The sequence below is a fragment of the Variovorax sp. P5_A3 genome, assembly GCF_056400665.1.
Map to the genome: position 1 here is coordinate 116,709 of NZ_JBFUKW010000013.1, position 21,888 is coordinate 138,596.

General features: G+C 66.3%; 22 protein-coding genes and 1 tRNA gene. 11 read left to right on the forward strand and 12 right to left on the reverse strand.

Annotation, left to right across the window (positions count from 1 at the left end):
- Positions 1-137 precede the first annotated feature (137 nt).
- Positions 138-1,472: a purine-cytosine permease family protein gene (locus AC1D3B_RS20910; RefSeq protein ID WP_478192588.1), complete on the forward strand. Its 1,335-nt coding sequence runs from the start codon at positions 138-140 to the stop codon at positions 1,470-1,472.
- Here AC1D3B_RS20910 and thiD read toward each other — a convergent pair.
- Complete coding sequence (thiD, locus tag AC1D3B_RS20915; protein WP_478192589.1) at positions 1,417-2,262, reverse strand: bifunctional hydroxymethylpyrimidine kinase/phosphomethylpyrimidine kinase; 846 nt, start codon at positions 2,260-2,262, stop codon at positions 1,417-1,419. The genes AC1D3B_RS20910 and thiD overlap by 56 nt on opposite strands.
- 149 nt (positions 2,263-2,411) lie before the next feature.
- Here thiD and AC1D3B_RS20920 point away from each other — a divergent pair, with 149 nt between their 5' ends.
- The 6 genes from AC1D3B_RS20920 (at position 2,412) to AC1D3B_RS20945 (ending at position 6,537) form a co-directional block, all read left to right on the forward strand.
- On the forward strand, positions 2,412-3,527 hold the full coding sequence (locus AC1D3B_RS20920) for an FAD-dependent oxidoreductase (RefSeq protein WP_478192590.1): 1,116 nt from the start codon (positions 2,412-2,414) through the stop codon (positions 3,525-3,527).
- The gene (gene thiS / locus AC1D3B_RS20925; protein WP_478192591.1) at positions 3,524-3,721 is read left to right on the forward strand and encodes a sulfur carrier protein ThiS; all 198 of its coding nucleotides are present in this window, start codon (positions 3,524-3,526) and stop codon (positions 3,719-3,721) included. The genes AC1D3B_RS20920 and thiS overlap by 4 nt, the downstream gene beginning before the upstream one ends.
- A gap of 15 nt (positions 3,722-3,736) precedes the next feature.
- Positions 3,737-4,555 (forward strand): thiazole synthase, encoded by an 819-nt coding sequence (locus AC1D3B_RS20930; RefSeq protein WP_478192592.1) that lies wholly within the window; start codon positions 3,737-3,739, stop codon positions 4,553-4,555.
- Positions 4,556-4,578: 23 nt separating this feature from the next.
- Positions 4,579-5,508, forward strand: coding sequence for a thiamine phosphate synthase (locus AC1D3B_RS20935; RefSeq protein WP_478192593.1), 930 nt, complete (start codon positions 4,579-4,581; stop codon positions 5,506-5,508).
- Between the two features lie 115 nt (positions 5,509-5,623).
- A tRNA-Asn gene (locus tag AC1D3B_RS20940) sits at positions 5,624-5,699 on the forward strand.
- Positions 5,700-5,796: 97 nt separating this feature from the next.
- Positions 5,797-6,537 carry a TraB/GumN family protein gene (locus tag AC1D3B_RS20945; protein WP_478192594.1) on the forward strand — a complete coding sequence of 247 codons (741 nt, stop codon included), beginning with the start codon at positions 5,797-5,799 and terminating at the stop codon, positions 6,535-6,537.
- Positions 6,538-6,824: 287 nt separating this feature from the next.
- Here AC1D3B_RS20945 and AC1D3B_RS20950 read toward each other — a convergent pair whose 3' ends face one another.
- Complete coding sequence (locus AC1D3B_RS20950) at positions 6,825-7,544, reverse strand: GntR family transcriptional regulator (RefSeq protein WP_478192595.1); 720 nt, start codon at positions 7,542-7,544, stop codon at positions 6,825-6,827.
- A 127-nt stretch (positions 7,545-7,671) separates the two neighbouring features.
- Here AC1D3B_RS20950 and AC1D3B_RS20955 point away from each other — a divergent pair, with 127 nt between their 5' ends.
- From AC1D3B_RS20955 to AC1D3B_RS20965, 3 genes are read left to right on the forward strand one after another with little or no spacing between them, the layout of a single operon-like run.
- Positions 7,672-8,661, forward strand: coding sequence for a Bug family tripartite tricarboxylate transporter substrate binding protein (locus AC1D3B_RS20955; RefSeq protein ID WP_478192596.1), 990 nt, complete (start codon positions 7,672-7,674; stop codon positions 8,659-8,661).
- Between the two features lie 13 nt (positions 8,662-8,674).
- Positions 8,675-9,424, forward strand: a complete 750-nt coding sequence (locus AC1D3B_RS20960) for a sulfite exporter TauE/SafE family protein (RefSeq protein ID WP_478192597.1) — start codon at positions 8,675-8,677, stop codon at positions 9,422-9,424.
- A gap of 19 nt (positions 9,425-9,443) precedes the next feature.
- Positions 9,444-10,856: an amidohydrolase family protein gene (locus AC1D3B_RS20965; RefSeq protein ID WP_478192598.1), complete on the forward strand. Its 1,413-nt coding sequence runs from the start codon at positions 9,444-9,446 to the stop codon at positions 10,854-10,856.
- Here AC1D3B_RS20965 and AC1D3B_RS20970 read toward each other — a convergent pair.
- From AC1D3B_RS20970 to AC1D3B_RS21015, 10 genes are all read right to left on the reverse strand, one after another.
- A complete protein-coding gene (locus AC1D3B_RS20970) occupies positions 10,853-11,200 on the reverse strand; it encodes a hypothetical protein (RefSeq protein WP_478192599.1) in 348 nt (115 codons plus the stop codon). The genes AC1D3B_RS20965 and AC1D3B_RS20970 overlap by 4 nt on opposite strands.
- 250 nt (positions 11,201-11,450) lie before the next feature.
- Positions 11,451-12,995, reverse strand: a complete 1,545-nt coding sequence (locus AC1D3B_RS20975) for a hybrid sensor histidine kinase/response regulator (protein ID WP_478192600.1) — start codon at positions 12,993-12,995, stop codon at positions 11,451-11,453.
- A complete protein-coding gene (locus AC1D3B_RS20980) occupies positions 12,992-14,497 on the reverse strand; it encodes an ATPase domain-containing protein (RefSeq protein WP_478192601.1) in 1,506 nt (501 codons plus the stop codon). The genes AC1D3B_RS20975 and AC1D3B_RS20980 overlap by 4 nt, the downstream gene beginning before the upstream one ends.
- A gap of 8 nt (positions 14,498-14,505) precedes the next feature.
- Positions 14,506-14,721 carry a hypothetical protein gene (locus tag AC1D3B_RS20985; RefSeq protein ID WP_478192602.1) on the reverse strand — a complete coding sequence of 72 codons (216 nt, stop codon included), beginning with the start codon at positions 14,719-14,721 and terminating at the stop codon, positions 14,506-14,508.
- 136 nt (positions 14,722-14,857) lie between these two features.
- The gene (locus AC1D3B_RS20990) at positions 14,858-16,183 is read right to left on the reverse strand and encodes an NAD(P)/FAD-dependent oxidoreductase (RefSeq protein WP_478192603.1); all 1,326 of its coding nucleotides are present in this window, start codon (positions 16,181-16,183) and stop codon (positions 14,858-14,860) included.
- Between the two features lie 85 nt (positions 16,184-16,268).
- Positions 16,269-17,516 carry a cation:proton antiporter gene (locus tag AC1D3B_RS20995; protein WP_478192604.1) on the reverse strand — a complete coding sequence of 416 codons (1,248 nt, stop codon included), beginning with the start codon at positions 17,514-17,516 and terminating at the stop codon, positions 16,269-16,271.
- Between the two features lie 117 nt (positions 17,517-17,633).
- A complete protein-coding gene (locus AC1D3B_RS21000; protein WP_478192605.1) occupies positions 17,634-18,386 on the reverse strand; it encodes an amino acid ABC transporter ATP-binding protein in 753 nt (250 codons plus the stop codon).
- Entirely contained in the window at positions 18,383-19,096 is a 714-nt protein-coding gene (locus AC1D3B_RS21005) for an amino acid ABC transporter permease (protein ID WP_478192606.1), read from the reverse strand. Before AC1D3B_RS21005 ends, AC1D3B_RS21000 begins: the two co-directional genes overlap by 4 nt.
- Positions 19,097-19,108: 12 nt before the next feature.
- Entirely contained in the window at positions 19,109-19,804 is a 696-nt protein-coding gene (locus AC1D3B_RS21010; protein ID WP_478192607.1) for an amino acid ABC transporter permease, read from the reverse strand.
- Between the two features lie 24 nt (positions 19,805-19,828).
- The gene (locus AC1D3B_RS21015; protein WP_478192608.1) at positions 19,829-20,662 is read right to left on the reverse strand and encodes an ABC transporter substrate-binding protein; all 834 of its coding nucleotides are present in this window, start codon (positions 20,660-20,662) and stop codon (positions 19,829-19,831) included.
- 256 nt (positions 20,663-20,918) lie between these two features.
- Here AC1D3B_RS21015 and panE point away from each other — a divergent pair, with 256 nt between their 5' ends.
- Positions 20,919-21,878, forward strand: a complete 960-nt coding sequence (panE, locus tag AC1D3B_RS21020; RefSeq protein ID WP_478192609.1) for a 2-dehydropantoate 2-reductase — start codon at positions 20,919-20,921, stop codon at positions 21,876-21,878.
- The last annotated feature ends 10 nt before the right edge of the window (positions 21,879-21,888 follow it).

Consider the following 21,888-nt stretch of genomic DNA (forward strand, 5'->3'; position numbering starts at 1 on the left):
GGAGGATTCACTTGAATCTTCGGCCCGAGGTAATCCTCGCGCAGGGAAGCTGGTCCAGCGGCCGTCACGTTCTCTCGCGTGCCGGTCCCACCGCCGGGCCTCGCCCACCTGCCAACAATTTGCATGGGAGCAAATGGATGGCAAACACACACGACGATCCCGCACCGGCTGGTGCCAACGAGGCGCTGACGCCGCTGCGCGAGGCCGGCCGCGTCTTTCGATGGCACGACCACATGGCGCTGTGGTTCAGCCTCGGCGTCGGCCTCCTGGTCATGCAGATCGGCGCCTACCTGGTGCCGGCGGTCGGCACGCGCGATGCCGTCGTCGCCATCGTGCTCGGCTCGTGCATCGGCGCGGGCCTGCTGGCATGGACCGCGCGCCTGGGCTGCGAAAGCGGACTCGCCAGCGCAGGCCTGATGCACGCCACCTACGGCAGCGCCTTCGCCCGGCTTCCGGTGGTGCTCAATATCGTCCAACTGATCGGTTGGACCACCTTCGAAATCGTGATCATGCGCGAGGGCACGCAGGCCATCGGGCGGCAGGCCTTCGGCTGGTCGCTCGACGGCAACCTGGGCTCCCTGATGACGACGCTGCTCTGGGGTGCCGTCCTGCTCGCCTTGCTGGCGGGCTCGATGGTCAAGCTGGTTCGCCGCTTCGTCAGCCGGTTCGGGCTGCCTCTGGTGGTGCTCTCGCTCATCTGGTTGACCTGGCAATTCGCGACGCGGCTGCACGCCAAGGGCCTGGAAGCCTTCTGGACGCGACCGGGCGACGGCAGCATGGGGATGTTCGGCGCGCTCGACCTCGTGATCGCCATGCCTGTCTCCTGGCTACCGCTGGTGGCCGACTACGCGCGCCACGGCAAGCGCAGTTCGGGTGGCCTGGGCAGCGCCTTCAGCGGGACCTGGGTCGGCTACGCGGTGGCCAACATCTGGTGCTATGCACTGGGCGTGATGGTGGTGAGCGTCGCGGAACCCGGCACGGACCTGGTCACGGCGCTCCTGCTCGCACAGGGCGGACTGGTCGCGCTGGGCCTGATCCTGATCGATGAACTCGACAATGCCTATGGCGACGTGTACTCGGGCTCGGTCTCTTCCCACAGCCTGCAGCCACGCTGGAGCGTGCGCCGCTGGGGCCTGATGCTCGCTTCGGTCTGCATCGCCCTGGCGCTGGTGCTGCCGATGCACTCGCTCGAACCCTTCCTGCTGCTGCTGAGTTCGGTCTTCGTTCCGCTCTACGGCGTGATCCTCGGGCGGCTGGGCACCGGCAGCGTCGCGACGGTGGGCTCGCGCCGTGTGGATATCGCAGCCGCTGCCATCTGGATCGGCGGCATCGCGATCTACCACGCCTGCGCCGCGTGGGCGCCTCAGTGGGGCTCGGCCTTGCCGACCCTGGCGATCACTTTCGTGCTGGCATGGTTCACGCGACCATCGCCGGCAGGCGGACCATCGGCACTGGCGCAAAGCCGTGGTTGAGGGGTCCGTGGCCCTCACCGACCTTCACATCCGCGCCCGCCGCCATGGCGGCGACCACGTAGCCGCGCGCGCGTTCGACGGCTTGCGGCAAGTCGTAGCCGAGCGCCAGGTGCGCGGCGATGGCCGACGAAAGGGTACAGCCGGTGCCGTGGAGGTTGCGGCTGGCGATGCGCGTCGATGCCAGTCGCAGGCGATCACCGCTCGCCTCGGCCAGCAGGTCGACCACATCGTCGCCCGGCAGGTGTCCGCCCTTGAGCAGGACGGCATTCGCGCCCAGCGCCAGCAACTCGCTGGCTGCGTCGTCGAGCGCATCGACACCGTCGATCGCGTGGCCGATCAGCAATGCCGCCTCGTCCAGGTTGGGCGTCACCACCACCGCACGAGGAAAGAGCTCGCGCACGAGGCCCTGGACGGTTTCCGCCGCGATCAGCCGGTCGCCGCTGGTGGCGACCATCACCGGGTCGAGCACCACGTTCGGGAGCTTGTAGTGGTCTATGGCCCACGCGACGACCTCGACCACTTCGGGCGCGTGGAGCATGCCGAGCTTGACGGCATCGACACCGATGTCCTCGACCACGGCCTGAATCTGCGCCTTGAGAAAGGCCGACGGCACACCGTGAATTCCCGACACGCCGAGCGTGTTCTGGGCGGTGAGCGCTGTGATGGCCGTCATGCCGTAGCACCCGAGCGCGGAGAAAGTCTTGAGATCGGCCTGGATGCCGGCGCCGCCGCCGCTGTCGGATCCTGCGATCGAGAGCACACGTGCGTAGCGCGAAGATGCATAAGTCATGAGCACGGAGCTTACCCCCAGCCTCGCCCACTTCGTGTGGCTCGGACACCCCCTCTCCGGGGGGCAATACCTGCGACCCGGCAAAGCCGGTTCCGCGGTATTTCTGGTCTTGGATGCGCCGGGCTCTTGCGTTGCGTTGGGGAACTGGCGTGAGCACGGGTCTCGAACTTCCGTTCCGGTCTGCCGCGGTCCTTGGCGGCGGGCTCATGGGCCGGCTGCTCGCGGTGACGTTGGCACAGGGCGGGTGCAAGGTGGACGTGTATGAAGCGGGCGGCCCGGAGGCCGAAGGTGCGGCGGCCCGCGTCGCTGCCGCGATGCTGGCGCCGCTGGCCGAGTCCGCAGTAGCGCCGCCGTCCGTGGTGCGCATGGGCCATCACGCGCTGGATCGCTGGCCTGCGCTGATCGCGTCGCTGGCTGCGCCCGTCTTCTTCCAGCGCGAAGGCACGCTGGTGGTGTGGCATCGGCAGGACGCGTCGGAGGCAGCGCGGCTGGCGCGCGTCCTCGCCCGCACCGGCGAAGTCGTGCCCGAGCTCCCCGCCATGAAGTCGCTCGACGCGGCCGGGATCGCGGCGCTCGAGCCTTCGCTCGGGCAGCGCTTCGCACAGGGGCTGCTGTTGCCGGAAGAGGGCCAGCTCGACAATCGTGGGCTGCTTGCGGCGCTGCTTGCGACACTTCAGGCGATGCCTGGGGTTCGCCTGCATTGGCACACGCCACGGTCCATCGACGATTTCGCACCCGGCACGGGCGGCCAGCCCGAACGCGTGATCGATTGCCGCGGCCTCGGCGCTCGCCCTCAGTGGAATGCGCTCCGGGGCGTGCGCGGCGAAGTCATCCGCGTGCATGCGCCGGAGGTCGCCTTGCAGCGACCCACGCGCCTCGTACACCCGCGCTATCCGCTCTATATCGCACCGAAGCCGGATCATCTGTTCGTGATCGGCGCGACGGAAATCGAGTCGGATGACATGTCGCCGGCCAGCGTGCGATCGACACTCGAACTGCTGAGCGCCGCCTACGCGGTACACAGCGGGTTCGCCGAAGCACGCATCGTCGAGATCGCCACGCAATGCCGGCCCACCCTCCCCGATAACCTGCCCGCCATTCGGCAACCGCGGCCGGGCGTGATGCAGATCAACGGCCTCTACCGCCATGGCTTCATGATTGCACCCGCCATCCTCGACGTCGCCATGGAACTGCTCGCGACCGGACGCTCCGCGCTTGCGAGCCGCTTCGACATGGCGACCTGCCTGGACAACGCAACGCCATGAACATCCTGATCAACGACGTGCCCCACACGCTGCCGCCCGAGGCGAAGCTGTCGGATGCGCTCGCGCTCATCAACGCGACGCCGCCCTATGCTGCCGCGGTCAATCGTCAGTTCGTGCCGCGGTCGAACTACGCATCGCATCTGCTTCAGCCCGATGACCGCATCGAAGTGATCCGCCCGGTGACGGGCGGCTAGAAAGCCGGACCTGCCATGACCACTGAATCCACCCCCGACCCGCTCGTCCTCTACGGCCAGACCTTCCAGAGCCGCCTGTTGCTGGGCACCGCGCGCTACCCCTCGCCCGACATTCTCGAGGCGGCGGTCCGCCGCGCCAGGCCCGCGATGCTGACCGCGTCGCTGCGCCGCCAGACCGCCACGCCCAACGCCTCCGGCAGCGACAACGGCTTCTGGGACCTGCTGCGGCGCCTCGACGTGCCAGTGCTGCCGAACACCGCCGGCTGCCACAGCGTGCAGGAAGTGATCGCCACGGCGCAGATGGCGCGCGAGCTCTTCGGCACGGCCTGGATCAAGCTCGAACTGATCGGCGACGACTACACCCTGCAACCGGACACGCTGAACCTCGTCGACGCCGCATCGCAGTTGATCCGCGACGGCTTTCAGGTGCTGCCCTACTGCACCGAGGACCTGGTGCTGTGCCAGCGCCTGGTCGACGTCGGCTGCCAGGCGGTGATGCCGTGGGCTGCGCCGATCGGCACCGGGCGCGGACCCGTCAATCCCTATGCTCTGCAAGTGCTGCGCGAACGGCTGTCGGTGCCGCTTCTCGTCGATGCGGGACTGGGTCTTCCCTCGCATGCCTGCCAGGTCATGGAGTGGGGCTACGACGGTGTTCTGCTGAACACCGCCGTCGCTTTGGCGCAGGATCCGGTCGCGATGGCCGGTGCGTTCGCGGATGCGGTGCAGGCGGGCCGCGAAGCGCATCGCGCGGGCGCGATGGCCGCGCAGGACTCGGCCCAGCCGAGCACGCCGGTCCTCGGCACGCCGTTCTGGCATCACGCTTCTTCGCAATGACTGCAATGAGTGCAATGAGTGCAATGAACGCAATGACCGACCCCAACGCCATCGCGCAAGCCATCGTCGCGGCGCATGCGTCGCGCTTTGGAATCTCGAATTCGGCGGGTTCTCTCGGTTCTCTCACATCCGACGATGCCGTCTATCGCGGTGCCAGGCAGGCCTGCGCAACGCTCGGGTTCATCGACGTCGATGCCGAATGCCTGGCCAACGCCTGGCACGCGCAAATTCAGCGCACCGGCCTGTTCGATGCCGGTGCATGGCCTGAAAACCCCGCCGACTTCGGCATGCGTCCGTTTCCGCCGGGTTCGCGCGACGATGCCTTCCCGCAGTGCCCGATGAAGCTCGGCCTCTACGCCGTGCTTCCGGATGCGCAATGGGTCGGACGCATGGCGCGTGCGGGCGTGCCCACGGTGCAGTTGCGATACAAGTCGAACGACGCCGAGGCGATTTCACGCGAGGTGCATGCGGCCGTCGAAGCGGTTCGAGGCACCGACGCCCTGCTCTTTATCAACGACCATTGGCGCGTCGCGATCGAGGCACGCGCCTATGGGCTTCACCTCGGGCAGGAAGACCTTGACGCGCTTTCGCCGATGGAACTCCAGACAATTCGCGACTCCGGCCTGCGTCTGGGCGTCAGCACACATGGCTACGCGGAAATGGTGCGCGCCGATGCGGTCAGCCCGAGCTACATCGCGATGGGCGCGGTGTATCCGACCACGCTGAAGCAGATGGCAACCGCACCGCAAGGCGTCGCGCGCCTGGGTGCCTATGCGCGACTGACGCGCGGCTATTCACAAGTCGGCATCGGCGGTGTCGACGCCGCGCGCATGCCTGAAGTACTTGCGACCGGCGTCGGCTCGGTCGCCGTCGTTCGCGCGTTGGTCGCAGATCCTGATCCCGAAGCCGCTGCGGCCAGACTGCTCGCTCTGTACCGGGAAAATGAACGATAAGGTTTTCGTCGGATTCCGAGCTCGCACAGCACGCGAAGAAATTTCTGCGTTGAAGTTTCGATTCGATGTGCGTCGGCTGGAAGCGTAAAAAACCAYGCTATAATTTGAGGCTTGTTCCTCGATAGCTCAGTCGGTAGAGCGCCGGACTGTTAATCCGTAGGTCCCTGGTTCGAGCCCAGGTCGAGGAGCCACTACAAGCCGCAAGGCCTCTGGATGCCCCGCTATCAAATTGGTAGCGGGGCATTTTCTTTTGGAGGTATCCAGCGGTCATTGACGACGGGAATGCTCATGCAATTCGATCTGGTCGGAAACTCGGTACGGATCATCGGGACTCTTCATGCAGTACCGCAAGGCAGCGTGGGCTGGGAGGCTGCCGTGCAGCAATCGGTCGCCTGGGCCGACCGGATCGTTCTTGAGATGACCCCCGAGACTGGCAAGAAGATGATGAGCATGCCAGGCTACGCAACCTCCTCGCTCGACCCCGAGACACTCAAGCAACTCAAAAGCATTTGGCCTGCGGCCATCGATCCAATCGAAGAGTGCAACCTCATCACCGCATGGCTCGTTGCAAATCTCAATGGCATCGATTCGGAGCGCGGTGTGGAGGGCCTCATCGGCGAGATGCTGAATGAAAACCCTCGCCCTCTGCTTGGACTGGAATCTGCTGAAGACTTCGCGGCAGCTTTCGACGGTGTCTCATCTGCGGAGATCGAAAAAGCGATCCGCATGCCACTCTCTGACGGTAGCCGCAATGCTGCGATGTTTCGCGCGTTCTACAACGCCTGGCGAAACGCCGACCGCGTAACGCTTGCGAAGCTGTCGGGTGCCCAGCTTCCAAAGTTTGGACGAATGCAGCAGGCGCTGTATGACCGTCGGAACAGGGCCTGGGCGCTGAAGATTTCAGAGTTCACCAAGCAATCGACAAAGACCTTGGTCGCCGTTGGCGCAGGCCATCTTTGCGGGAAGAACAACCTGCTCGAGGTGCTGGATCGAGACTACGGTTTGAAATCGAAACGTTCACCTGTCTGAGGTTTCCTGGCCCGATGCTGCCATCGGCGAGCGACTCGGCCGCCTAGCTGACCTTGGTCCACTTCAAGGACTGCTTGATCGAATCCTCAGTCCGAGTCCAGAGCGCTCCGCACTTCGGACACTCGCACTGGGCAATCAATGCGCCCCTGAAATCCTTGCTCACCGAACGCTCGATGAAGGCACCGTCCCACGGACGGCGCGGGTGAGCAGCGATCTTTTCGCATCGTTGGCATTCCTGTTCCATTTGCCGAATTCTCCGATAAGGCTGCCCCGCCGACCAGTCCAACCTAACGCCTCAAATTGAGCTTGTAGCGGAAAGTGTCGGCGCGATAGACCGCGAGTTCAACATGAATCGGCCGGCCGTCCGCAAGCTGCACCAGGCGCTCGACCTCCAGGACGGGCGCGCCGCGATCGAGTCCCAGCAGCTTTGCATCCTGGGGACGGGCCAGCCCTGCGCCGATCTCGATCTGTGCCTCGCCGATCTTCAGTCCGCCCTCGTGCTCGAAGACGTCGATCAGGTCGCGCCGAGAGAAATCGACGCGCGTCAGCTTTTCGCCGAGGAAGCGGGGCAAGTAGGAGTTGTTGACCGACAACGGCTCCCGATCGAGGTAGCGCAGCGTCTGCAGGTGATACACGCTTTCGCCGGGAGCGAGTTGCAACTGCCGCGCCACGGCGGGCGGCGCCTTGATCTCGCGCCAGGCGAGGCGCTTGCTGCTGACTGCGTGCTGCTCCAGCGCCAAGGCCTCGTTCAGGCCCTCCAGCCGGTTGAGGCTCTGTGACGCCTTGGGATGGGACACGAATGCACCTTTGCCGTGCACCTTGACGATGAGACCCTCCGCCTGAAGCGCTCCCAGGGCCTGTCGCACCGTGATTCGGCTCACGCCATGCTCGTCGGTGAGTTCGGCTTCGGAGGGGAGCTTGGCGCCCGGAGCGAGCCGGCCGTCGAGGATGCGCGCACGCAGGGCGTCGCGGAGCTGTGCATGCAGCGATTGTGGAAGTTCAGACATGGCGGCGCCGAGGATAACCCCTGGCATGCAGGTTGCATAGCTTGTTATAACTTGTCATAACAAGTAGGATTCCGCCCCATCAGGGTGCTTTTCTTGTCCCGTTCGTTCATCTACCGAGGATATGACCATGCATGCAACCCGCGCCTCCTTCTTCCGTCCCCTTCTCGCCGCGCTCGCGCTCGGTGCCGGCTTCGGTGCCGTCCACGCCGAAGGCTATCCCAACAAGCCGATCTCGCTGATCGTGCCCTTCTCTGCCGGCGGCGGCGTCGACGCCACCGCGCGTCTGCTCACGCCAAAGCTCGCCGAGTTGCTGAAGCAGCCGGTGGTGATCGAGAACGTGGCTGGTGCGGCGGGCACCATCGGCACGCAGAAGGTGGCGCGGTCTCCGGCGGACGGCTACACGCTGCTGTTCGCGGTGGCCAGTCCGTTGAACGTCGCGCCGCTGGTGGCGCCTTCGGCCGTGCGCTACGACACCTTCAAGGACTTCGTGCCCGTCGCGACGGTCGGCACCTCTCCCTTCGTCCTCATCGGCAAGACGGCACTGTCCGCACGCACTGCCGGCGAGCTCATCCAGTATGCGAAGGCGCACCCGGGCCAGCTCAACTTCGGCACCGATGGCGTCGGCACCTCGCTGCACATCACGGCCGAGATGTTCAAGCAGCGCGCCGGCATCGACATCGTGCATGTGCCCTACAAGGCTGGCCCGCAGGTGCTGACCGACGTGGCCGGCGGCCAGGTCGACCTCGCGGTGCTGCCGCTCACGCTCGCGCAGCCCTTCATCCGGGATGGCAAGGTGAAGGCCTTCGGCGTCACGTCGCTGGCCCGTTCGCCCAGCGCGCCGGCGATCCCCGCGCTCGCCGAGACGCCCGAACTCAAGGGCCTCGAGATGGACTCGTGGCTCGGCGTGCTGGCCCCGGCCGGAACGCCGGCTGCAGTCACTTCCGCCTGGGTCGCCGCACTCGACATCGCCCTCAAGGACCCGGAGATCGCCCGCAAGCTCGCCGACGTCGCGGTCAAGCCGCAACTGATCACCGGACCGGCCTTCGCCGACTACCTCGTGAAGGAACGCAAGGCCATCGCCGGGGTCGTGCAGACGGCCGGCATCAAGGCCGAATAGGCCGGAGCGCCCGATGCTGTTGACGATGACAAGCGCCTGGATCGTGCTGCCGGCCATCCTGCTGGCCGGCGGGCTGATCGGCGCCAGCGGCATCGGAGGCGTTCTGCTGGTTCCAGTGCTGACCAAGCTGGGCGGCGTGCCGCTCCCACAGGCGATTGCGGCTGCGTCCCTGGGCTTCGCCTTGCCGGCGCTCGTGGCGCTCGGGCCGCTCCGCCGCGAGCGAGCGTTGGCCGCGCGCTGTGTCCCCCTGCTCGTTGGCGGGCTCGCGGGGGCGGCCACCGGCGCGCTGCTCGTGCGCTGGATGCCGGCCGCCGCGCTGATGACGGGCGTGACCGTGCTGGTGCTGTTCTCGGGCTGGCGCGGCCTGCGGCGATCGACGATCACCGAGTCCGCGGCCGCCCCCCTCGCGGCCCCAATGCTCCTGGCGCTGGGCGTGCTGGTGGGCCTGGGCTCCGCGCTCACCGGCACCGGCGGGCCGGTGCTGGTCCTGCCGCTCTTGATGCTGATGCGCCAGCCGCTCGTTTTTTCGGTGGTTGCGGCGCAGGCTATTCAATTGCCGGTGGCACTCGCAAGCAGCACGGTCCACGCGCTCGAGGGCCGGCTCGACCTGCGACTTGCAGCCTCGTGCGGCGTGTTGATGCTGGCGGGTTCCATCGCGGGACAACGCGCCGCGACCCGCCTCGACACGCGACAACTCCAACGCCTTGTTTCCATGCTGCTGCTGGCGGTTGGCGCTTGGTTCGCATGGCTATTGCTGACTTGAACCTTCATCCGGAGCGACCATGCTTTCTCCCGAACTCTTGAACACCCGCGGCGACCTGCTGCTGGCGCCCGAATGGCTGATGCTTCCCGAGGGACCGAGGCAGGACATGGCGGTGCTGGTCCGCGACGGCCGCTTCGCCGCGGTCGGCCCCTTGGCCGATGTCGTCGCGGCGCACCCGCGATTGACGCCGATCGCCTTGCCCCAGCGGCTCCTCATGCCCGGGATGGTCGACACCCACACGCACCTGACGCAGTCCTTCGGCAAGGCGCTGGCCTTCGGGGAGCCGTCCGAAATCTTCCGCCGGATCTGGGTGCCGATGGAATCGATGCTCGATGCCGACGCGGCCTATCTCGCCGCGAAGCTTTCTGCATTGGAATCGCTGCGCGGCGGCTTCACCACGGTGGTCGACGCCGGCACACGCTCCGAAGCCGGGCTGGACGCGGTCGCCGGTGCGGCGCGCGATGTCGGCATTCGCTGCGTGCTCGGCATGATCTGCAACGACGCCGGGCTCGACGGCAACGAGTCCGCCACGCGGCGCATCCTCGACAACGCGAGCACCTTTCTCGCCCGACTCGAACACGATCCGCTGGTGCACCCCTCGCTCGCGATTTCGATCCCTGAAGCCGCAACCGATCGCATGCTGCACGACGTGGCGGCGCTCACGCTGGAAAGCGGTCGCCGCTTCCAGACCCACGTGAACGAGCACCTGGCCGCCGTCGAGCGCTCGCTGGTTGCGCGCGGATTGCGACCGCTCGAACTGCTGCATGCCTGTGGCGCGCTCAACGCCTCGGCACTCCTCGCTCATGCGACGCTGCTGACGTCGCGCGAAGTCGGCCTCCTGCGCGACAGCGGCGCGTCGGTCGCCTACAACCCGGTCGCGAGCCAGTGGAAGGGCAATGCGGTGCTCGACGCCGGCCTGCTCGGCATGCTCGGCGTTCCCTTCGGACTGGGCACCGACGGCACGCGCGCGGACGGCTTCCGGCTGATGGATGCCGCGGAAGCCACCCAGCGGCTCACGCACGGACTGGCCAACGGCGATTCGTCCTGCGGCGGCGGCTGGCTGTGGCTGGACCATGGCACCCATCGCGCCGCCGAGGCCGCGGGCCTGGGTGCCGTCACGGGCCGCATCGCCGAGGGCCTGGCCGCGGACTTCCTGCTCGTCGACCTCGATGTTCCGGAGTTCGTTCCGAGTTGGGACCTGACATGGGAACTGGTGCGCTTCGCCAACCGTGACCAGATCGAAGGCGTGTTCGTCAACGGAGCGCTGCGCCTGTGGAAGGGCTGGCCGCTCGATTGGGACGCACGTGCCCTCGTGAGGGAGGTGGCAGGCATCGCGCGCCGCGACGTGCAGCGCGCACCCATCCAGCGCGTGCACCCGGTGGCCGACATGCACCGTGCCCAGCAACTTCGACCGGCAGCCAGCATCGGCTAGTCCAGCGACACCCGCCGGAACTCCGCATACGCCGTCGGCCGAAAGAGGTTCAACGGCACGGTCTGTTCCTCATTCGGAAAGACCACGCGAACCTGCGCCTTCTCGCGCAACCAGCAGCCGCGCGCCGTCTGTCCATCCCAGGTCGAGAGAAAGCAGACTCGGCTCGGCGCAGTGCACTCCTGCTGAGCATCGGTGAGCTGCAGCAGTCGAACCGGGCTGCCGTCCGCCACGAAAAGGACGTTCGGCGTGAGGTCGCAGCCGGCGACGCATGCACACACGGCGAGGATCGTCGCAGTCCGCCATCCGAAGAGATTGCTGGCCTTGTCTGCAAGAAGATTGAACATGATTCAGGTCCGGAAAAGCAAAAAGGCAACGAGGTGGACTCGTTGCCTTTGAGGGGGAAGCCGGTCGAAGCGAGCGGGCGAACTAGAAGATGCCCCACATGATTCGACTCCGCTGCTCAAAGGCAACGCAGGATCGAAAATTCGAAATCGACAAATGCATGGACACGTTGAATATGTTCAATCTGAAGGGATGAGATAAGTCTAAGGTTGGCGAACGGCGGCTGTCTACGTGAATATTGCCGTGACAAGCCTACGGCCCCTTGAGCAGCGCCATGAATGCCGACAGGTTCAGGGGCTTCAGCAGGTGGTGATCGAAGCCTGCCGACGCGATTCGCTCCTTGTAGCCCTGCTGGCCCCAGCCCGTCAGCGCGACGAGAACGATCCGCTCGCCATCGGGCTGTGCACGAAGATGCCGCGCCAGGTCGCAGCCGTCCATGCCGGGCATGCCGATATCGAGCACCGCGATGTCGATCTCGTTCGCCGCGGCGAGTTGCAATGCTTCTTCCCCGCTGTAGGCGACCAGGGTGACGGCGCCCATCGATTCGAGCAACTCCGCCAGGCTGTCGGCGGCATCGCGGTTGTCGTCGACGATGAGCACGACGCCTTCGATGGAAGGTGCCCATCCGTCCTGCGACACCGTCCGGCGCGTACTCGCGGAAGGCGCGCTCTTCGCCAACGGCAGCCGAACCGTGAAGGTCGCGCCGCGGCCCAAGCCTTCGCTCGCGGCTTCAATGCTGCCGCCGTGCAGTTCGACCAGGCTCTTGGCCAGCGTCAGGCCGATGCCGAGTCCGCCCTGCGCCGCCTTGGATGTTCCGCTCACCTGCACGAACATGTCGAAGATCGACTTCAGCATGTCCGGGGAAAGTCCTGTCCCGGTGTCGCGGACCTCGACCACGGCGTGCCGCTCCTGCTGCCGCGCGATCACCTGCACGCGGCCGCCGGGCGGTGTGTACTTGGCCGCGTTGTTCAGGAGGTTGGAGAACACCTGCGTGAGTCGGACGGCATCGCCGCGCACCACGAGCGGTTCGCCTCCCAATTCGACGGACAGCGTGTGCCCCGCCCGCTCGACCAGCGGCCGGCTCAGCTCGATCGCGTCCTCGATCACCGCATCGAGCAGCACCGATCCCATCTGGAGCTCGATCTTGCCGCGCGTGATGCGCGACACCTCCATCAGGTCGTTCACCAGCCGGACCATGTGTTCCACCTGGCGGCCCATGAGCTCGTAGTACTTCCCGGACTCCTCCGCGGAAGGCTTCTTGCGCGCGAGCAGCGACAAGGCCGTGCTCAGGGGCGCCAGCGGATTGCGCAACTCGTGCGCGAGCGTGGCGAGAAACTCCGTCTTGCGCTGGTCGGCGTCGCGCAAGCCGTCCAGCAGGCTGCGCAGCTCGTACTGCCGGCGGCGCGAGCGCAAGGCGGTCCGCACCGCGCTCACGAGCGACGTCACGCGCATCGGTCGCTCGATGACAGTGACGTTGGCGAACTCGTCCATGACATGGGCGATGGCCCGCGAGTCGGCCCCCTGCCGGGCCAGCACGAGCACGGGCAGGTCGGACCACGGTCCCTGGGACGCCAGCGCAACCTTCAGCTCCGCGATCGCCGTGCCGGTGATCACCTCTTCGGCCAGCATGACGGCGCCTGCGCCTCTGGCGAGTTCGCGCATGAGATCGCCCATGTCGACGCATACGTGCGGGTCGAACGAAGTCCGCTCCAGCACGGCGCTGGCCATCATGGCGTCCCTGGAGGTCGCCGCCCGCAGCAGGATGCGGAACTCCAGTTCGGAGGGCGCTTCGCTCACGGTTCGGAGCGGACCCCGTCGATCGGGAGCGGAATCCCCGACAGGATGCCGCGGAAATTGCGCAGCGGTTCGCCGACGCGCACGCCTTCGGAGGTCAGCGAGAACGACCGGATCGTGCGCTCGTGCGCGCCCCCGCGCTTCTTGAGTACGGAGATGGCCTGCCGAACCTCGCCCTGGTACTCGTAGTAGCGCAGCAGGACCACCGCATCGGCCAGGTAGCTCGCATCGACCGGCGTCTGCATCTGCATGCCGATCAGGCCGTGCTGGGCGCCGATCAGCATGGAGGCGACACCGTGCTGCCCAAGATAGGTCAACAGTTCGTGCAACTGCGCGATCAGAAAGCGCTCGTCCGGCATGGCGTTGAGATAGCCGTTCAGGCTGTCGATGATGACCACCGTGGCACCGTGCTCCTCGACGGCCACGCGAATCTCGTGAACGAATTCGCCGGGCGACAACTCCGCCGGATCGATCTGCCGCACGCGTATGTGCCCGGAATCCATGTAGGTCGCGAGATCCATCCCCATGCCTTCGCAGCGCGTGCGCAACGTGTTGATACTCTCGTCGAAGATGAAGAGCGCCGCGCATTCGCCTCGTCGTGCGGCAGCGATCGCGAACTGCACCGCCACGCTCGACTTGCCGGTGCCGGGCGCGCCGACGAAGAGCGTGCTGGTGCCTTTCTCGAGCCCGCCACCCAGGAGTTCGTCGAGCGCAGGCAGGTCGCTGGGAATGCGCGTCTGAATCATGGGCGACGCATGCTCCGCCGCCACCAGTCGGGGAAACACCCGCAGGCCGCCACGAACGATCTTGTAGTCGTGGAAGCCGCCGCGAAACTCCTTGCCTCGGTACTTGGTGACCACCAGCCGCCTCCGGGCCGCACCGTAGTCGGGGGTCAGCTGCTCCAGCCGGATGACGGCATGCGCGATGCTCTGCACCTGGAGGTCCTGGTCCGTCGCAGTGAGGTCGTCGAGCAGCAACACCGTGCACAACCGGCCGGTGAAGAACTGCTTGAGCGCCAGGATCTGCCGCCGATATCGCAGCGAGCCGCCGGCCAGAAGGCGGAGTTCGGACAGCGAATCGAACACGACCCGCGTCGGCTTGATCACGTCGACGTCCGCCAGGATGCGCAGCGTGGTCTCGCTCAGTTCGACCTCCGACGGGTGGAACATCGTGTATTGGTCGTCCGGCTCGAGGGCATCCTGCGCCGGCAGCATTTCCCGAATCTCGATGCCCCGCATGTCCCAGCCGTGGGAGCGCGCCACGCCATCGAGTTCCGCCCTGGTCTCCGACAGCGTGACGTACAGCGCCGCCTCGCCGCGCGCGGCGCCCTCGCGCAGGAACTGGATGGCCACGGTCGTCTTGCCCGCGCCGGGTGCGCCCTCCAGCAGATAGAGCCTGTGCGCCGTCAGGCCGCCGCCCAGGATGTCATCCAACCCGTCGACCCCGACCTGCAACAGCCGGTCCGGGCCGGCGTCGATCGCTTCAGGGGAAACGTTGGTGGTCATGCCGCTGCTCAGCCTTTGTCTTCCACGATGCCGCCCTCCGCGACGTACCGCCGGTACTCGGCGATGGGAATCGCGGTTGTCTGCGCGGCACCCCCATCGCCCCAACTGAGGACGGCGCTGTCGAAGGAGACCTGCACCTCGATGGGTCCAGGGGGGATGACGATGGACGGCCCGTCGCCGGCGCGATATTCGACTCTTCCGAGCACTTGGGCATTGGCTGGCATGGAAACCTCGTGGACAACAGGCAAGAGCTGTCGACGATAGCCGGCCGGAAAATCGACGCAGGTCGGTTCGAAGCCTACGCGAATGTAGGTTCTCGCCCTCATCCTTCGCAACCGATGCCGGCGCGAGGGCAGGCCGTCAGTCCGCCTGCTGAATCGTCTCGCCCTTCAACGGCCCCATGTCGCGGATGTTGAAGCGGTGCCGCTCCCAGCCCGCGTAGGTGCGGCGCCAGTTCACCAGCGACACGATGTAGTACATCACCTTGAACATGAAGAGCGAGCGGCGATACGCCGGCCCGTGGTGGATGTCGGCCGCCAGCAGCGACATCAGGCCCTGCTTCACCTTGAAGGCGTTGTGCGGGTGCATGAACATGTCGCGGATCGTCGGATTGGTCACGCGGTAGATGAACCACGAGTAGTCGCGTGGGCCGACGCGCATGCGCTGCTCGAGCGCGACACGTGCCGGCGCGAGTTCGCCCGGCCGGTCGAGCGCGGTGGCCACCAGTTGCGCGCCGTCGAAAGCGCTCTGCATCGCCAGGAACACGCCGGAGGAGAACATCGGGTCGATGAAGGTGTAGGCATCACCCACCATGAGATAGCGCTCGCCGCTGGCGTGGGTGCTGGAGTACGAGAAGTTGCCGGTGGCGTGCACCCTGTCGTCGACCAGCGTGGCGTCCTTCAGGCGGTCCTTCAGCTCGGGGCACATCGCGATGGTGTCGAAGAAGTATTCCTTCAGCGGCTTGTCGCGCGCCTTGAGGTAGTAGGCCCAGCATACCGCGCCGACGCTGGTCGTGCCGTCGGCCAGCGGGATGAACCAGAACCAGCCGTGCTCGAACCAGCAGATGCTGATGTTGCCTTCGCGCCGTCCCTCCAGGCGCCGCGCGTTGCGGAAGTGGCCGAACAGCGCCGTGCTGTTGTGGTCGGGGTTCTTCTGCTTGCACTTGAACTTGTTGGCCAGCAAGGTGTCGCGGCCGCTGGCGTCGACCACGAAGCGCGCGCGCCATTCACGCGCCGTGCCGTCTTCGATCTCCGCGCGAACGTTGGCGCCTTCGTCGTCGAAGTCCACCTGCCGCACCTTCGCGCCTTCGAGGGTCATCGCGCCCTTCTGCTCCGCGTTGCGGAACAGCAGCGTGTCCAGTTCGGAACGCCGCACCTGCCAGGCGGAATCCTTGGAGGAATCCCACCCCTCGGAGAAATCCACGTAGCTGCAGTAGTCGAGGTCCGGCGGGACGAACTCGATGCCGAACTTCGGCATGCCGATCTTCTCGACCTGCTCACGGACGCCGAGCTTCTCGAACAGCGCCACATTGCCCGGCAGCAAAGACTCGCCGATGTGGAAGCGCGGGTGATGCTCTTTTTCGAGCAGCACGACCCGGCGGCCTTCCTGCGCCAACAATGCCGCGATGGTCGAACCCGCCGGCCCGCCACCGATTACCAGAACATCGCACTGCTGCCTTGCTTCCATGAACGAACTTGCCTTTGAACTCTGAACAGAAGGATGACGTGGACATCGCCACCGAAGAAGAAACGCCCCGACGCGACCGCCGGACCTAGGTGTGCGTGGCCTGGTCGACCGGGTCAGCGCTCTGTCGGCCGATCAGCGACAGCAGCGGCCCGGTTGCGGCCGTCGTGACCAGCGCCATCACCAGGAGCATCGTGAACAGTTCGGCACCGATCAGGCCCGCGTCAAGGCCGACCTTGATGACGATCAACTCCATGAGCCCGCGCGAATTCATGAGCGCACCCGTCGCGAGACTCTCGCGCCACCCGTAGCCGGCCACGCGCGCGCCGGCCGCGCCGCCGACGATCTTGCCGAGGCACGCCACAAGCAGGATCAGGCCCAGCGCGCCGAGCCCGGCATCGGCGAAAGCGCCCGTGGTGGTGCCCAGGCCGGCCAGCGCGAAGAAGATCGGCATCAGCACGACGATCGACAGAGGCTCGATCCGCTCGACCAGCGCGTGCAGAAGCCGGTCGTCACGTGGCAGTGCGATACCGAACAGGAAGGCACCGAAAACCGCATGCAGGTGCAGCCATTCGGTGAGCATCGCGCAGACGAAGAGGCCGATGAGCAACGCGGCCAGCGTCATGGGCGGCGGCACGCCGTCGGGCGCGTGCTTGCGAAGCTGCCGGGCCAGCAATGGCCTCACGAGCAGCAACACCACCGCCACCATCACCGCGAGGCCCAGCACGATGCGCACGAAGCCCTGAAGACCGGTGCCCGCGCTCGCCGACGCAACGACCAGCGCGAGCAGCACCCAGGCCAGTGCGTCCACCACGCCAGCGGCGCCCAGTGACAACTGGCCGACCCGGGTGCGGGTCATGTTGCGGTCCTTGAGGATGCGCGCCAACACCGGAAACGCCGTGATCGACAGCGCCGCGCCCAGGAACAGCGCGAACGGCCAGAAGCCCACGCCCGGCGGCGCCAGCGACGGATGCAGCGCCGGTGCGATCGCCACGCCCAGCACCATCGGCAGCGCCATGCTCGACAGTCCGACCCAGCCTGCGGCCTTGAGCTGGCCCCCGATACCGCTGGGCGCACGGAGCTCGGCGCCGACGATGAACATGAAAAGCACCACGCCCATCGTCGCCAGGGAAGACAGCCCCGGCAGCGACGCCGGCGGGAAGAGTTGCGCATGCCACTGCGGGAACAGCGCGCCGAGCACGACCGGCCCGAGCAGGATCCCAGCCGCCATCTCGCCGATGACCATGGGCTGGCCGAACGCGCGCAGCGCGAGACCACAGGCGCGTGCCGTGACGAGGATGACGGTGAGTTGCAGGAAGAGAAGCGTCAGGGACATTGCAAGGGCAGGTCAAAGGACGACATGGAGTATCTCCTGATCCGGGGCGGGCGATTTGCGCCGCGCACACCGCTGTCGATGCTGGAAGTCGAGCTGTGGTCGCCAGGCGATCGCGGCTCAGGATCGGCTAGAGAAATCCGCGAACGGCGAGCGAATATCGGCGAGGAACTGCCGTGTCCGCGGATGCTGTGGGCGATTGAAGAAATCATCGGGTGTTGCGCGTTCGAGCACCCTGCCCTGGTCCATGAAGAAGATCCGGTCCGCGACCTCGCGCGCGAAGCCCATTTCGTGCGTGACGCACACCATGGTCATGCCGTCGTTGGCCAGGTCCCGAATCACGAGCAGCACTTCGCCGACCATCTCGGGGTCGAGGGCACTGGTCGGCTCGTCGAACAGCATCAGGGGTGGTTGCATGGCTAGCGCCCGGGCGATCGCGACGCGCTGCAGTTGACCTCCGGACAGTTCCGCCGGCCAGGCGTTCGCTTTCGCGGCCAGCCCCACGCGCGCAAGCAGGGCCAATGCACGCTCCTGCGCCTGCGCGCGTGACAGGCCGCGCAGTTGCATCGGTGCGAGCGTGCAGTTGCCCAGCACCGTCAGGTGCGGGAACAGGTTGAACTGCTGGAACACGAAACCGATGCGCGAGCGGAAGGCATTCACGTCCGTGCCAGGTGCATGGATGTCCTCGCCGTCGATCATGATGCGCCCGGACTGGATGGGCTCCAGCCGGTTGAGCGTGCGGATCAGCGTCGACTTGCCGGAGCCTGACGGACCGCAGACCACAACCACTTCGCCGGCCCGCACTGTCTCATTGATATCGACAAGCGCGTGATAGCTCCCGTACCACTTGTTGACGCCCTGCAGTTCGATCACGCGGAGACCTCCGGATGCGTTGTGGTGGGGACGCTGCGCCCGGCGAGCCTGCGCTCGAGCCAGAAGGCGGCGCGCGACAGGCCGAAGCACAGCACGAAATAGGTCAGGCCCAGGATGCCGTACACCTCGGCCGGCCGGGTGAAGACCTGCGTGTTGATCTGGGTGGCGATGAAGGACACCTCGGCCAGGCCGATGATGTAGCCCAGCGACGTTTCCTTGATGGTCGAGACGAACTGGTTCACCAGCGAGGGCAGCATGCTGCGCAACGCCTGTGGCAGCAGTACCAGTCTCATGGTGCGCGCATAGTCCAGGCCCAGCGCGCGCGCCGCTTCGGACTGGCCACGCGGAAGGCCCTGCACACCCGCGCGCACGATCTCGGCGAGGTATGCGGCATCGAATACCACGAGCGCGATCAGCATGGTGCTGAACTGATCGGTCTTCACGCCTGTGACGCTTGGCAGAAAGAAGTACGCCCAGAACACTACCATCAGCAGCGGCACGCCGCGTACCGCGTAGACCAGTGCGGTGACAGGCCAGCGCAACCAGCGCCAGGGGCTCAGGCGGGCCAGCCCGAACACGATGCCCAGAGGCAGGGCCAGCACCAGCGCACTGCTGGCCAGCAGCATCGTGAGCACCAGGCCCCCCAATGGCCCCTCGGGGTACTGTCCAACGAGGAAATAGAGCCAGTAGGTCCGGATCAGCTCAAGCATGCGCTGCTCCCGTCATGCCAGGCGCACCGGAAACCGGTGCTGGTACCAGCCGGCCAATGCCGTGATCAGCATGGACACGCTCAGATAGGCAGCTGTCGCGAAGGCGAAGGACTCGAAACTGCGGAAACTCGCGCTTTCCACCTGCCCCGCCTGGTACATCAGTTCCGCCACGCCGATCACGGTGGCGATGGAGGTGTTCTTCCACAGGTTGAGCGTCTGCGAGATCAAGGGCGGCACCGTCACGCGCAGGGCCTGCGGCAGTACCACGCGCCGCATCGTCGCGAGGAACCCGAAGCCCAGCGCCCGGCCGGCCTCGAACTGCACCACCGGGATGCTGCGAATGCCGCTGCGAATGTCCTCGGCCATGTACGCGGCGCTGTACAGGGCCAGCGCGATCACGGCGCTGACCGCCTCGATGTTGCGAGCGTAGAGCCATTCCTTGAACGCGTTCGGCAGGAGTTCGGGCGCGCCGAAGTACCAGAAGAGCATGTGCGCAAGCAGCGGGATGTTCCGGATCACTTCCACGTAGGCAAACCCCAGACCTTGCAGCCAACGCACGGGGGACAGGCGCAGCAACGCCACCGCGACGGCGATCGGCAATGCGAACAGCAGCGATGCCACAAGCAGCTGAAGCGACAGCCAGAGGCCCGCCATCAGCATGTCGTGATACCGACCGCTCAGCAGCAGCGAGTAGTCAAAAAGAGGCATGTGGGCGTGACGCGGCGCCCGCCATCATTCGGTGATCTTGTCGGTCTCGAGACGGAAGTCGCGGGTCTGGAAGCCGGATGCGGTTTCGGGTCCGTACCACTTGAAGAAGATCTTCTCGGCCTGACCGGACTTCTCGAGTTCGCGCAGCGTGTCATCGACCACGGCCTTGAGCGCGGTTTCGCCCTTCTTGATGCCGATCGCCAGCGATTCGGTGCTCAGGTTCTGCTTGAGCACGACGTACTGGGTCTTCTGCGGACCGAGCTTGGCGTAGCTGCGCAACAGCGCCGCCTCGTCATCCACGTAGCCCACTCCCTTGCCCTGCTGCAGCGCCTGGAAGGCCTGCTGGCTGGTGTCGAAGGTGACCACCTCCACACCCGGCACGGCCTTGCGCAGGTTGGGCTCCTGCGTGCCTCCGCGAATCGTCAGGACCTTCTTGCCTGCGAGCTGCGGCACCTCGTTGATGCCGCTGTCCTTCTTCACGATGGCCTTCTGGCCGGTGACGAAGGTGGTCAGCGAGAAGTCGATCTGCGCCTCCCGCTCCTTGTTGTGGGTCAGCCCGGCAGCGACCAGGTCCACGTGGCCCTGCTGCAGTTCCGGGATGCGAGCGGCGACAGCGATCTGCTTGAACACAGGCTTCACGCCAATCTTTTGCGCGATGGCGTCGGCCAGGTCGACTTCGTAGCCGACGATCCGGCGCGTCTTGGGGTCGATGAACGTGGCCGGCTCGTCCGTGCCGAGCACGCCGACCACGAGTTCGCCCCGCTTCTTGATGTCGGCCAGCTGATCGGCATGAGCGCTGAGCATGGGCAGCAATGCACCAGTCAGGAGTACAGCTGTGATGAGAGAGCGGCGGCGCATGGTGTTTTCTCCTTGATGAGCGGGCCGTGAAGATACCAAGCATCCGCGCAATGATGAAATTGAAAATTTCGAATATGCAATCGCAATCGCTGGCACAAGATCCGAATTGCATGAGCACATGCCGAAACCTTCGTGGTCAAGCGGAGCGAACAAGCCTACGCTGTTCGAACCGACGCGACGATTCGCGGGCTGTCCGCTCGCTCGTTGCCGGACGCGCGCGCACTCGCGCACCGACAGACTCGACATAGGACGATCGATGAAGATCCTGGTGGTGGGCGCTGGCGCCCTGGGTGGTTATTTCGGCGGCAGGCTGCTGCAGGCAAGGCAGGACGTGACCTTCCTGGTCCGCCCGGCGCGCGCCGCCCGATTGGCGACACGCGGCCTGAGCGTCCACAGCCCGGCGGGCGACTTCCACCTGCCGTCGCCACCGACCGTGCTCGCGCACCAGCTCAAGGCGCCCTATGACCTCGTCATCGTCGGCTGCAAGGCATACGACCTCGAAGGGACGATCGCCGCGTTCGCGCCCGCGGTCGGCCCCGAGACCGCCATCCTCCCGCTCCTCAACGGGCTGCGCCATCTGGACCGCCTGACCGAACGCTTCGGCTACGGCAGGGTGCTCGGTGGCCTCGGGGTGATCTCGGCCGCGCTCGACGAGAGCGGCGCGGTGCGGCATCTCAGCCGCGATCACACCCTCGCCTTCGGCGAACTCGACGGCGTGCGGAGTCCGCGCGTCGAGGCCATCGCGACCGCATTCGCATCGGCCCACTTCGACAGCCGGCCGACCGACAGGATCCTGCAGGCCATGTGGGAGAAGTGGGTGCACATCGCGACGCTGGCCGGCGCCACCAGCCTCATGCGCGCGAGCGTGGGCGACATCGTGCAGGCAGGGGCGCAGGACGTGGCGCTCGAGTTGCTGAACGAATGCAGCCGGATCGCGGCGCACAACGGATTCCCCCCTAGCGCGGAAGCCGTGGGTCGGACGCGCGCTACGGTGACAGCGCCCGATTCGACGTTGACAGCCTCACTGCTGAAGGACATCGAGCGTGGCGCGCCGATCGAGGCCGATCACATCCTCGGCGATTTCCTGCGCCGAGGGCGATGGTCCACCGCCGACACCGTCCTTCTGCCCTTGGCCTACGCACAACTGCGCAGCTACGAGGCCCGGCGCGCGCGGGACGCCGCCGACGCGCAACCGGCACAACGGCTCGTGGCCTGATCTGCTGGGC